The sequence below is a fragment of the Micromonospora sp. NPDC004704 genome, from assembly GCF_053601675.1.
The window spans coordinates 82,704-94,415 of sequence record NZ_JBSGCD010000003.1 but is presented as its reverse complement, the minus strand read 5'-3'; the positions used below and the strand labels follow the sequence as shown (position 1 = coordinate 94,415).

At 72.0% G+C, this 11,712-nt stretch carries 14 protein-coding genes; 7 read left to right on the top strand and 7 right to left on the bottom strand.

Annotation, left to right across the window (positions count from 1 at the left end; translation table 11 throughout):
* Positions 1–34 precede the first annotated feature (34 nt).
* The gene (locus ACWEFB_RS04725) at positions 35–1,351 is read right to left on the bottom strand and encodes an efflux RND transporter periplasmic adaptor subunit (protein WP_452282251.1); all 1,317 of its coding nucleotides are present in this window, start codon (positions 1,349–1,351) and stop codon (positions 35–37) included.
* A 245-nt stretch (positions 1,352–1,596) separates the two neighbouring features.
* Between ACWEFB_RS04725 and ACWEFB_RS04720 the strand changes: the two genes are divergently transcribed.
* Positions 1,597–2,229: a hypothetical protein gene (locus tag ACWEFB_RS04720; protein ID WP_452282249.1), complete on the top strand. Its 633-nt coding sequence runs from the start codon at positions 1,597–1,599 to the stop codon at positions 2,227–2,229.
* A gap of 31 nt (positions 2,230–2,260) precedes the next feature.
* Here the strand turns inward: ACWEFB_RS04720 and ACWEFB_RS04715 are convergent, their stop codons facing one another.
* Together ACWEFB_RS04715 and ACWEFB_RS04710 are read right to left on the bottom strand one after the other, a co-directional pair.
* Positions 2,261–2,788 (bottom strand): hypothetical protein, encoded by a 528-nt coding sequence (locus ACWEFB_RS04715; protein ID WP_452282247.1) that lies wholly within the window; start codon positions 2,786–2,788, stop codon positions 2,261–2,263.
* Positions 2,789–2,898: 110 nt separating this feature from the next.
* Positions 2,899–3,519 carry a TetR/AcrR family transcriptional regulator gene (locus ACWEFB_RS04710; protein ID WP_452282245.1) on the bottom strand — a complete coding sequence of 207 codons (621 nt, stop codon included), beginning with the start codon at positions 3,517–3,519 and terminating at the stop codon, positions 2,899–2,901.
* Positions 3,520–3,621: 102 nt separating this feature from the next.
* On the opposite strand from ACWEFB_RS04710, the gene ACWEFB_RS04705 reads away from it, so the two are divergent.
* The 3 genes from ACWEFB_RS04705 (at position 3,622) to ACWEFB_RS04695 (ending at position 6,514) form a co-directional block, all read left to right on the top strand.
* Positions 3,622–4,131: a nuclear transport factor 2 family protein gene (locus ACWEFB_RS04705; RefSeq protein WP_452282243.1), complete on the top strand. Its 510-nt coding sequence runs from the start codon at positions 3,622–3,624 to the stop codon at positions 4,129–4,131.
* A 209-nt stretch (positions 4,132–4,340) separates the two neighbouring features.
* Positions 4,341–5,987, top strand: coding sequence for a PHP domain-containing protein (locus tag ACWEFB_RS04700; RefSeq protein WP_452282241.1), 1,647 nt, complete (start codon positions 4,341–4,343; stop codon positions 5,985–5,987).
* Positions 5,984–6,514 (top strand): hypothetical protein, encoded by a 531-nt coding sequence (locus ACWEFB_RS04695; protein ID WP_452282239.1) that lies wholly within the window; start codon positions 5,984–5,986, stop codon positions 6,512–6,514. Before ACWEFB_RS04700 ends, ACWEFB_RS04695 begins: the two co-directional genes overlap by 4 nt.
* A gap of 110 nt (positions 6,515–6,624) precedes the next feature.
* Here ACWEFB_RS04695 and ACWEFB_RS04690 read toward each other — a convergent pair whose 3' ends face one another.
* Positions 6,625–6,879, bottom strand: a complete 255-nt coding sequence (locus tag ACWEFB_RS04690; RefSeq protein ID WP_452282237.1) for a hypothetical protein — start codon at positions 6,877–6,879, stop codon at positions 6,625–6,627.
* 308 nt (positions 6,880–7,187) lie between these two features.
* Between ACWEFB_RS04690 and ACWEFB_RS04685 the strand changes: the two genes are divergently transcribed.
* Together ACWEFB_RS04685 and ACWEFB_RS04680 are read left to right on the top strand one after the other, a co-directional pair.
* A complete protein-coding gene (locus tag ACWEFB_RS04685; RefSeq protein WP_326556287.1) occupies positions 7,188–7,484 on the top strand; it encodes an MTH1187 family thiamine-binding protein in 297 nt (98 codons plus the stop codon).
* Entirely contained in the window at positions 7,481–8,242 is a 762-nt protein-coding gene (locus ACWEFB_RS04680) for an HAD family hydrolase (protein ID WP_452282235.1), read from the top strand. The genes ACWEFB_RS04685 and ACWEFB_RS04680 overlap by 4 nt, the downstream gene beginning before the upstream one ends.
* Positions 8,243–8,294: 52 nt before the next feature.
* Here ACWEFB_RS04680 and ACWEFB_RS04675 read toward each other — a convergent pair whose 3' ends face one another.
* Positions 8,295–9,254 (bottom strand): alpha/beta hydrolase family protein, encoded by a 960-nt coding sequence (locus tag ACWEFB_RS04675; protein ID WP_452282233.1) that lies wholly within the window; start codon positions 9,252–9,254, stop codon positions 8,295–8,297.
* A 215-nt stretch (positions 9,255–9,469) separates the two neighbouring features.
* On the opposite strand from ACWEFB_RS04675, the gene ACWEFB_RS04670 reads away from it, so the two are divergent.
* On the top strand, positions 9,470–10,057 hold the full coding sequence (locus ACWEFB_RS04670) for a TetR/AcrR family transcriptional regulator (RefSeq protein WP_452282231.1): 588 nt from the start codon (positions 9,470–9,472) through the stop codon (positions 10,055–10,057).
* Here ACWEFB_RS04670 and ACWEFB_RS04665 read toward each other — a convergent pair.
* A complete protein-coding gene (locus ACWEFB_RS04665; RefSeq protein ID WP_326563188.1) occupies positions 10,054–10,854 on the bottom strand; it encodes an isoprenyl transferase in 801 nt (266 codons plus the stop codon). The genes ACWEFB_RS04670 and ACWEFB_RS04665 overlap by 4 nt on opposite strands.
* 8 nt (positions 10,855–10,862) lie before the next feature.
* Complete coding sequence (recO, locus tag ACWEFB_RS04660; protein ID WP_326556283.1) at positions 10,863–11,705, bottom strand: DNA repair protein RecO; 843 nt, start codon at positions 11,703–11,705, stop codon at positions 10,863–10,865.
* Positions 11,706–11,712: the final 7 nt, after the last annotated feature.

The window sequence follows — 11,712 nt, the reverse complement described above, 5'->3', positions numbered from 1 at the left end:
CGACCTGGGAGCCGGGTCACGATGGGCTGGGGAATCACCAGCCGAGTACGACTTCGTCCCCTTCGGCGAGGCCGTCGGTGATCTCGGCGTACTGGTCACCCCGTACGCCGACGGTCACCCGGCGGGTCTCGGTGCCGCCGGCCGGGGTCCGGAGCCGCACCTCCCCGGTCGCCGGCCCGCCGCCGGTCCCGTCGGTCCCGGTGAGGTGGACGGCGGTGGCGGGCACCCGCAGCACCCCCGGCACCGACTCGATCGTCACCCGGGCGTTCGCGCTCTGCCCGACCAGCGCGTCGGCGGGCACCCGGTCGAAGCTGATCAGGGCGCCGTACCGGACGAGTTGCCCGTCTGCGGTGCCGACCGGGTCGACCTGGGTCACTCTGGCTGGGAACTCCTCACCGGGCCGGTTCGCCAGGGTCACGGTGGCGGCCAGACCGACGGCCAGCCGCCCGGCGTCCGCCTCGGGGAAACTCGCCCCGACCTCCATCCCGGCCACGTCGCCCAGGGTGATGAAGGTGGTGCCGCCGCCGACCACCGCGCCGACGCCACCGGCGACGGAGAGGACCTTGCCGGCGATCGGTGCGGTGATGCTGGTGCCGGCCAGCGCGTCCGAGGCGGTGTCCAGGTTCAGTTGGGCGTTGGTCACCTGCTGCTGTGCCCGGAGTACGGGGTCCGGGCCGCCCGTCGACGCGGAACCGCTCCGGCCGGTGCAGTCCCGCGCGCCGCCCGAGGGCTGGCCCGCGCTCTGCCCGGTCCCCGTCGGCGTCGAAACCCGTCCCGACGGGGCGGCCGGGCTCGGCATCGGCGAGCCGGGATGGGTGGAGGTGGTGGGTGTGGCGGACCCGTTCGGCGTGACGGATCCGCTCGGCGTCGGCTCCCCCGCGCCGCCGCCCGTGCCGCCGTTGCCCGTGCCGGTCGCGGGGCCGCAGGTGGTGGGTGGGGTGGACTGTCGCTGCTCGGCGGCGTCGAGTGCGGTCCGTGCCTCGGTGAGCGCGTCCCGGGCGGAGTCGACGCGCTGTTGGGCGACGGCGGGATCGATCCGGGCGAGCAACTGGCCGGCGGTCACCTGGTCACCCGCGCGCACCTTGACCTCGGTGACCGTACCGGCGCCGGTGAAGCCGAGACTGCGGGTCTGTGCCGGTCGCAGCGCACCGGTGGTGGCGATGGCGAGCGTGACGTCGCCCCGGTCCACCCGGGCGGTCGCCGCCGGGCGGGACGGCTCGCCGTCGTCGCCGGTCAACGCGTACGCCGCCACCGAGCCGGACAGTACGAGCACGACGGCCACGACACCGGAAAGCCACCACACCCGCCGGCCACGTCCGGCACGCCCCGACGCACTCAGGCCGATCCCCATGACCGGCGAGTGTCATCGCCCCGGCTCGGGGCTGACTCGGCCGTACCTCGGAATTGCCTGAGAGTCCCCGAAGCGACCGCTCCCGGGCCGGGAGGCAGTAACCGACGGTTCGCGCGGCGCGATTCCCAGCCGGCGTCGAGCTTGGTCCTATCTGGTCCGGAGGTGGTGCCGGTTGTCTGTGGACGCGCCCCGGGGCCCCTCTCACCCTCTCCGTCCCGGTGGCGTCAACCCAGAGGGAGGTACCGGTGGCGGTGTTGAGCTGGCGGGCGCGCTGGACGTTGACCGCGGCGGCGGGGTCGGCGGCCCTGATTCTCGCGACGGCCTGCGGCGGTGCCGACACCAGCGGTCAGGGTACGGCGGCACCGGCGTCGAGTGGTCGACCCGACGCCTTCGCCGCGTACGTCGGTTGCCTCAAGCAACAGGGGATCGACGTACCTGACAACCTGCCCGGCGGGCGGCCGTCCGCGCGACCCCGGCCCGACGGCTCCGGTCGACCGTCCGGCTTTCCGTCCGGACGGCCGTCCCGCTTCCCCTCCGGGCGTCCGTCCGGCCAGCCGTCGCCGGGTTCGTCCGGCTGGCCGGGCGGCAACCGGGGACCCGGTGGCGGGTTCGGTGGGTTGCGACCCTCCGGTGTGGACGACGCGACCTGGCAGAAGGCGCAGCAGGCGTGCGCCTCCACCCTGCCCACCGGCGGCACCGGCCGGGGTCAGGGCGCCCGTCCCGGTGGCGCTGCGGCACCCGGTGGCGCGTACGCGAACTGCCTCACCGACCACGGCGTGACCCTCGCCCCCGACCTGAACAGCACCGACCCGAAGGTCAGCGCAGCCCTGGACGCCTGCAAGGTGCTCAGCCCCGCCCCGTCGCCCGCCGCGAGCTGACATCGGCCGACCCGGACCGCGCCGGGCGCGGTCAGGGCAGCAGGTCCGGCGGTACGGACACACCCAGGAATTCCAGCAGGCGCCCGACCTTGTGGTCCAGCTCGACGCCGACCGAGGTGATCGCCGGGCGGCCGTACGAGGCCAGGTTCCGGCTCGGCTGGTCGATCGAGAACCAGGTGCCGGTGCTGCCGTCGTCGCTGATGTTGACCGGCAGCGGCACGTACAGGAACACGGTCGGGTCGTGCCGGAACATCCGCTCGGCGACCGTGTGGTTGCCCATCAGGTACTGCGCGCAGTCCGCCGCGTCACCCGCTACCCCCATCATCGGCTGCGCGTCGATCTGCCAGTAGCGGAGGAAGTCGTGCGGCGCGGCCCGGTGCGTCACCTCGACCCACTCCGACCAGTCCGCCTTCCGGTCGTACAGGGGCTTGAACGTCGCGGGGTCGAACACCGGTACGGCCTCCTCGTACCGCCGCCGGAAGTCGTCGAAGGGCGCGTCCACCGCAATGGCGAGCCGACGGGCCTGGTACTCGGTCCGTACGACCTGACGGGTGCCCATGACCCCACCTCCTCGGTTGATCCCGGTGGCACCCGCGCACCGTAGCCCGCAACGGCCACCGCCCACGCCGGAAACGCCACTTTCGCCCACCGGTGGAGCGGGTGGGCCTTTCAGGGGTGGCTCGCCGTACCCGCCACGGCCGGACGGAGTCCGGCGAAGACGACCGCGAGCGTACGGCGTTGCAGGTCGGCGTCCCAGCCGGCGTGGAGCGCCCCCTGACACGTGCTGACCAGCAGGGCCATCACCTCGTCGAGTCGTACGTCGGCCCGTACCGTGCCGGCCTGCTGGGCGCGGGTCAGCAGGGCGCCGACCGCCTCCTGGAGGGCTCGGACCGAGTCGCCGAGATCGACGCCGATTCCCGCGTCCGCCAGGAGTTGGACCACGGTCCTCTTTGCCGCCGACTCGGCGACCATCCGGGTGAAGAAGGTGAACAGGCCGGTGCCGGGGTCGCCGTCGCTGTTGAGCGACCGCACGTCGTCGGTGAGCCGTTGCAGCAGCTCCTTCATGATCGCGCGGAGCAGGTCGATCTTGGTCGGGAAGTGCCGGAACACCGTGCCGATCGCCACTCCGGCCCGGCTGGCGACCTCCTCGGTCGAGGCGGTCGTGCCCTGCTCGGAGAAGACCGCCTCGGCCGCGTCGAGGATGCGGGTCCGGTTGCGCCGGGCATCGGCCCGCAGCGGCCTGGGGTTGTCGGTGTCGCTGCCCGGAAGCGGCGGGGGTGGCGCCATCATGGTCGATCTTCCTCGATCCTTGACAAGATGAGTGACGACTCATTATTTTCGGTCCTAAGTCGAGCCTCGACTCACATTACTCCCCCGGCCCAGGAGAAGCTCATGACCGGATCGAACAGCATCCACGCGCTTGCCGGGCCACACGAGATCTTTGCCCGGATGCGGGAACGCTGGCTGGCCGACACCGTCAGCACCTTCGGCAACGACCTGGCCGAGGACGCCGTGATCGAGATGCCCTTCGCGGCACCCGGCCGACCGCGACGGGTCGAGGGGCGGGACGCGTGCCGGGCCTTCACCGAGGCCGGGCGGGCATCCCTGCCGGCACGGTTCGAGGAGTGCCGCAACGTGGTGATCCACGAAACGACGGACCCGGAGACGATCGTCGTCGAGTACGAACTGGTCGGCACGGTCACCACCACCCACCAGCGCGCCGCCGCCAACTTCATCGCCGTACTGCGGGTCCGGGGCGGGCAGGTCGTGCTCTGGCGCGAATACCAGGACGTCCCGGCCATCGCCCGAGCCCTGGGACAACCACCCGCCCCGGCCGGCGGGACCGGGCCGAGCGCGGCGCCGGCAACGCGCGCAGGGGTTCCCGGCACGCACCCAGCGTGACCCCCCGCCCCGAGCAGTGACGATGTGGCCGGCCACGCATGCTCGCAGCCGCATGTTCGCACCCATGCCGCGATCAGTACACCTTCCGTTCCCCGGGCTTCGCGAGATTGGCGCCACATACCGCCCGAAACGGAGTCTCCATGGGTCACGATCACTCTCATCACGGCCACGACCACGGCCATAGTCACGACCACGGCCACGAGCACAATGTGGACCTGACGCCGGCGCTCGACCTGGCCGTACCGGACAGCGAGCTGTCGCCGTCGGAACTGTCCCGGCGCGGTTTCCTCCGCAACGCCGGTCTGCTCGGCGCCGGTGCCGCCGCCGCGACCGTACTGGCCACGCCCGAACTGGCGCACGCGCACGGATCCGACTCCAACGACGACCGGGAGCGCACCGGCGGCTTCCAGTGGCTCGCCGGCGACCACCACATCCACACCCAGTACAGCTCGGACGCCCAGTACCGGGTCATCGACCAGGCGCGGCACGCGCAGGCGTACGGGCTGGACTGGATGGTCATCACCGACCACGGCAGCGTCGCACACGCCAAGATCGGCGTCGACAAGGTCAACCCGGAGATCGTGGCGGCCCGCGCCCAGCTCAAGGAGCTGCTGATCTTTCAGGGCATGGAGTGGAACATCCCGGCCGCCGAGCACGGCACCGTTTTTGTCCACCCCGGGCGCAACGAGGTCGCTGTACTCAAGGAGTTCGAGAACGGGTTCGACGGCTCGGTCACCGGCACCTCCGGCCCGGGTGCGGCCAACGAGGCGCTCGCCATCGCCGGCGTGAAGTTCCTCGGCGAGGCCGTACGCAAGCGCCGGGTCGACGGCGCGCTCTTCCTCGCCAACCACCCGGCCCGCCGTGGCGTGGACTCGCCGCACGAGATCCGGGGCTGGCGCGACGCCGACCCGACCGTGGCGATCGGGATGGAGGGCGCCCCCGGTCACCAGGCAGCCGGCATCCCGGGTGGCACCGGCCGGGGCCGCGGCTACTACGAGAGCAGCCCGGGCGCCGAGTCGTTCCCCGGCTACCCGCTGGAGAGCTACCGCACCTGGGGCGGCTTCGACTGGATGACCTCCACCGTCGGCGGCCTCTGGGACAGCCTGCTCGCCGAGGGCAAGCCCTGGTGGATCAGCGCGAACTCCGACTCGCACGTCAACTACCTGGACACGTCGCAGCGTGGTCCGAACAGCAACTTCGACGTCGACGGCAAGCACGCCGACCCCGTACGCGGTCCGCTGCTCACCGCGGCCGGCGACTACTGGCCGGGCTTCTACAGCCGGACCCACGTCGGTGCCAGCTCGGACAGCTACCGCGCGGTGATGGACGGCCTGCGGGCCGGCCGGGTCTGGGTCGACCACGGCGGCCTGATCAAGGGCCTCGACGTACGGGCCCGGGTCGCCGGTGACCGCCACCGCGACTCCGGCACACCGCTCGGCGGCACGCTGCGGGTACGCCGGGGCGAGCAGGTCGAGGTCACCATCGACATCGACCTGGCGACCACCCCGAACTGGTCGCAGTTCGTGGCGAAGCTGGCCCGGGTCGACGTGGTCGCCGGCGCGGTCACCGGTCCGGTACGCGACGGCGACACCTTCACCGCCCCGCGTACCCGGGTGGTCAAGTCGTTCGAGGTCAGCGCCAAGAGCAGTGGCCGGGTGTCGTTCAGCTACAACTTCGGCCGGGTGAACGAGCCGTTCTACCTGCGCGTCCGGGGCACCGACGGCAACCGCAGCGCGACCGGTCTGATGGGTGCCTCGGTGGACCCGCACGGACCGGCGATGGACGTCGTCGGCGACGCCGACCCGTGGGCCGACCTGTGGTTCTACGGCAACCCGATCTGGGTCCTGACCAAGTGACCTACCTGGGCGTCAGCCTCGGTCACCGGGGCATCAGCCTCGGTCACCGCAACGACCCGGAGGCGGAGCAGTGGCTGCGCGACGTCGTGCTGCCGCTCAGCCTGCCGGACCTGACCGCCTGTACGCACCTCATGCGGGAGCCGTACCCGCATGTGGCGCTGAGCCTGAGCGGTACGGGCATGGAGTCGGCGACATTGCCGGCGGTGCCGGTCGAACTCCGGGACGCGGCCACCGCGGCGGCGGCCGAGCACGCCACCCGCCGATCCGGTCGGGCGGTGTACTTCGCCGGGGTGGAGCGGCTGGTCGGCACCATCACCGTCGGCGAACTGCTCGCCTGGAGCGCGATCGACCGGGTGGCCGTGCTCGGCGGTTCCCCGGCGCAGGAGGAGACGCGGGTACACACCCGGGACTTCGTCCGTCCGCTGTGGCAGCACGGTGAACTGGTGCTGACCACGCAGCCGGCGCGCGGGGGCATCCTGGTTCCGTTCGAGATGCCCGACCCGACCCCCTGCTGCGCCGACCACTAGTACGGCAGGGCCCCTTCCGGTCGTTCGTGCACCGGAAGGGGCCCTGCCTGCACCCCGGCGCCGCACTTCGACGCCAAGGCGGAGGCCGACAGCGGCGGGGACCGGGTGGATCAGCTACGGCGGAAGGCGTACTGGCGGGTGGAACGGGCGGCCTGGGACCGGCCGACACCACCCGATCGCCCACCCCGTACCGGTGGGCCGGCCTTCGGTACGGACGGCGCAGGCGCCGCCGGTGCACCGGTCTCCGGCACCTCGATCGGTCCGAGCTTCCCGGTCAGGTCGGGTTCCCGCTGCTCCGCCGGTACGGCGAACGCGGCCCCACCGGTGCGCTGACGGTTGCTACGAGAGTCTCGCTTACCAGGCATTCTGGCCTCCTCCGAGGATCTCCGCCCTGTCACGCCGGGGCGGTCAGGTGAGAAAGGGAGTGCCCGGAGCGTCCTGGAAAGCGGCGACCCGCCAACGGTGTCGACGATCAATCGTCGAGACGGGTGACGGAGTGCGCGGACGCCCCGGCACGGGCCCACGGCGGAAAGGCGGCGGGCCGGCACGGTGCACAGAGCGTCAGTAGCGCATGGATCCACGCTAACCCCAGGGTTCCCCCGACGCATCCGATTTATCTCGACAGCGGCGATCACGATGGTCCGGGCCGGGTGACAGTGCGACCATCAACGGCATGCTGATCGCGTTTTCGGTGAGTCCACTCGGCGGCGGCGAGTCCGTGGGTGATGCGGTGGCCGAGGCCGTCCGGGTGGTCCGGGAGTCAGGGCTGCCGAACGAGACCAACGCCATGTTCACCCTGATCGAGGGCGAGTGGGACGAGGTGATGGCGGTGGTGAGACGCGCTGTCGACGTACTCGCCGAGGAGTCGCCACGGGTGAGCCTGGTCCTCAAGGCGGACATCCGGGCCGGTGTGACCGACGCGATGACCGCGAAGGTGGCGCACATCGAGGCCCGGCTGGGCGAGGGATGACCGCCCTGGCGTCCGTACCGCCGGATCCGGTGGCGGCGGCACCCCGGCTGCTGATGTGGGACATCGACGGGACCCTGGTGCACACCGGTGCGGCGGCGAAGCTCGCGTACGCCGAGGCGTTCACCGCGCTGACCGGGGTGGCCTGGCAACGGATGCCGCACTCGGCCGGCCGGACCGACCGGGACCTGGCCGCCGAGGCGTTCGTCACGCACGGTGTCGCCGACTACGAGCCGTACCTTGAGGAGTTCTTCCACCGGTACGCCGCCGCGCTCGCCGCCCGCCGGCACCTGATCGCCGAACAGGGACGGGTACTACCCGGTGTCGGCGCGGTGCTCGCCGGGCTGGCCGGTCACCCGCACGTGATCCAGACCCTGGTCACCGGCAACATCCCGTCGGTGGCCGTGGACAAGCTCGCCGCCCTCGGCCTCGGCGCCGGCCTGGATCTCGACATCGGCGGGTACGGCCGGCACAACACCGTACGGGCGGACCTGGTCCGGCAGTGCCGCGACCTGGCCGAGGCGAAGTACGGCCACCGGTTCGCCCCGGCCGACATCCTGGTCATCGGCGACACCGTGCACGATGTGGCCGGTGCCCTCGCCAACGGGGTGACCGCCGTCGGCGTGGCCACCGGCAGCACCTCCGCCGCCGACCTGGCCGAGGCCGGGGCTCAGATAGTCCTCACCGACCTCGGCGCGGTGGACCCGGTCGTACGCATCCTCGCCGGAACCGACCGCGCGACCGCGCCCAGCATCGCCTGACCGCACCGCACCCCACGTGGTCGGGTCGACTCCTTACCTCGACCCGTCCGAGTTACCTGGACTCGACCCGTCCGAGCGGATCGGGGTCCGCCGCCAGCGCGTCCCGCGCCGCCTGCCAGGCGGAATCTCCGGCGTGGAGCTGAGACCGGAGGTACGCCGAGGTGAGCCGCTGGACCACCGAGACCCGTTCGGGGTTCTCGTCCGTGGTCTCGGCGACGTCGTATCCGGAGACCCCGCCGAGCCCGTGCTCCGCCCCGAACAGGGTGAGCAGGTCCTTGCGCCCCGGCGAGAGCCGGTACGGGTCGGCGTGCCAGTCCGGCCCCCGAACCGTCAGGTGGGTGGAGCTGTCCCGGTCCCCCACGACGACGAGGGTGGGCGTTGCCATCCGGGAGAAGTCCGTGGTCAGGAAGAAGGGGTAGTTCTCGGCCGCGTACGGGCTGAGGGCGTCGCCACCCCGGCCGGGGGCGGCGAGCAGCACGCCCGCCCTGATCCTGGGCTCGGCCAGGTTCACCTCCGTGCCGTCGTCCGGGTCGGTGAGCCGGGCGCCGAGCAGGAGGCTCGCGGTGTGCCCGCCCATCGAGTGCCCGGCCACGGCGACCCTGCTCCGGTCCAGGCGCCCGAGGAGCTGCGGTACGGCGGCCTCGATCACGTCGAGGTGGTCGAGGATGCGGGTCATGTCCTCTGCCCGTGACCGCCAGTACAGCGGCGCTCCGGGGGTGTCGGGAGACAGGCTCAGCGTCCGGGAGCTCAGGTGGGTCGGCTGGATCACGACGAAGCCGTGCGCGGCCCAGAAGTTGGCGAGCGGGGCGTACCCGTTCAGCGAGGAGAGGTTGTTCGAGGGGCCGTGGCCGTGCGAGAGCAGGATGATCGGCAGCTCACTGCCGGTCACCGGCGCGGAGATCCGCAGCTCCAGGTCCACGGCGCGGTCGGGAGCCGGCAGCACCACCGGGCTGACCGAGAGGACCCGGGTGGGCGGGATGAAGCTACCGGTCGGGTAGGTCGATTGACTCATGATGCATGTTTCCCTTCGATGGCCTCTGCCGCCGGTCCTGTTCGACCGGCGGTGGGGTGAGGCGGTCGCGGCGACCGGCTTCGGCTACGCTGAAGCGGAACGCCGCTCCGATTAATATACGGAGCGCCGTTCCGCTTTGTCAACGGCCGGAGCCGGTCGCCACCCCTCGACCAGGGGCGCGGCGATGGTCAGCCGGTCATCGGAAGGAGACGGTGGTGCCGAGTACAAGCCCGTCCGGCGAGGTGCCGGCCCGGAGCAAGCGGGCCGACGCGGTACGCAACCAGCAGACGCTGCTCGCCGCCGCCGCCGAGGTGTTCGTCACCTCCGGCGTCGACGCACCGATCCGGGAGATCGCGGCCCGGGCGGGCGTCGGGATGGGGACGATCTACCGCCACTTCCCCACCCGGGCGGATCTGGTCGTCGCCGTCTACCGGCACCAGGTCGAGGAGTGCGCCGAGGCCGGCCCGAGCCTGCTGGCCGGCGCCGAATCCCCGTACGCGGCACTTCGCCGGTGGGTCGACCTGTTCGTCGACTTCCTGGTCACGAAGCACGGGCTCGCCAACGCGATGCAGTCGGACAGCAGCGGGTTCGAGGCGCTGCACACGTACTTCCTCGACCGTCTGGTGCCCGTCTGCGGGCAACTGCTCGACGCCTCGGTCGACGCGGGCGAGATCAGGCCCGGTACGCACCCCTACGAACTGATGCGGGGCATCGGCAACCTCTGCATCGGGCGGGACAGCGATCCGGACTACGACCCGCGCCGACTGGTCGAACTGCTGCTGCGGGGACTACGGCCCGGTTAGCTCGGCGCCACCGGGTTCGGCAGGGCGCCACCGAAGCGGCGGTCGCGCTGGGCGTACAGCTCGCAGGCGTACCAGAGGTGGCGGCGGTCGAAGTCGGGCCAGAGCACGTCCAGGTAGATCAGCTCGGCGTACGCGCTCTGCCAGAGCAGGAAGTTCGAGGTCCGCTGCTCGCCGGAGGGACGCAGGAAGAGGTCCACCTCCGGCACCTCGGGGTGGTAGAGGTAACGGGCGACCATCTTCTCGTTGACCTTCGCCGGGTCGACCTTGCCGGCCGCGACGTCCCGGGCGATGGCCGCCGCCGCGTCGGCAATCTCGGCCTGGCCGCCGTAGTTGACGCAGAACTGGAGCGTCAGCCTGGTGTTGTCGCGGGACATCTCCTCCGCGGTCTGCAACTCGGAGATCACGCTCTTCCAGAGCCGCCCGGCCCGCCCCGACCAGACCACCCGTACGCCGAGGTCGACCAACTGGTCGCGGCGGCGCCGGATCACGTCCCGGTTGAAGCCCATCAGGAAGCGCACCTCGTCCGGTGAGCGCCGCCAGTTCTCGGTGGAGAACGCGTACGCGGACAGGTAGGGCACGCCCATCTCGATCGCGCCCTCGATCGTGTCGAACAGGGAGAACTCGCCGGCCTCGTGTCCCTTGGTCCGGGGCAGGCCGCGATCCTTGGCCCACCGCCCGTTGCCGTCCATCACGACGGCGATGTGCTTGGGCAGGGCGTCCGCGGGCAGGGCCGGCGGACGGGCTCCGGACGGGTGCGGGGTCGGCGCGATCGGTTGCCGACGTGCTCCCCGGGTCATGGATCGGATCACTGCGCTGTCTCCCCCTGCTCCGGCCCGTACTCCGAGGTCCCGGCCGGTTCGTTCGGATCGGTCCGGACGGACCGGTCGTCTCGATCAACCAACGGCAGCGAGCGTAGCGCGCGTTCCAGGTGCCACTGCAGGTGAGCGGCGACCAGGCCACTGCACTCGCGCCGGTGGTTGACCTCGGTCGCGTCGGCCACCCGCCAGTCACCGGTGGTGAGCGCGGACATCAGATCGATGGTGGCCGGGGCCGGGTGGGCCGCGCCGGGTGGTCGGCAGTCCGGGCAGACACAACCCCCGGCCGGTACGGAGAAAGCCCGGTGCTGTCCGGGGGTGCCGCAGACGGCACAGGCAACCAGGGCCGGCGCCCAGCCGGCCAGCGCCATCCCCCGCAGCAGGTACGCGTCGAGCACCAGGCTGCTGGCGTGGCTCCCCTCGGCCAGGGCGCGCAGTGCGCCGAGGGTGAGCTGGAACAGCCGCAGCGACGGTTCGCGTTCGACCGGGGTGAGCCGCTCGGCGGTCTCGGCGATGGCGCTGGCGGTGGTGTAGCGGGGGTAGTCCTCGAGGAACCGCCGCCCGTACAGGTCGATCCCCTCGACCTGGCTGACCGTGTGCAGGGGGCTGCCGATGTTGCCCTGCGGGTCACCGGCGAGTTGCAGGTCGACGTGGCCGAACGGTTCCAGCCGGGCGCCGAACCGGGAGGTGGTCCGGCGTACCCCTCGGGCGACCGCCCGGAGCCGGCCGTGCCTACGGGTCAGCAGGGTGATGATCCGGTCGGACTCGCCGAGCTTCTGTACGCGCAGCACCACCGCGTCGTCGCGGTAGAGCTGCCTGCGGTACCCGGCCATCCGACCA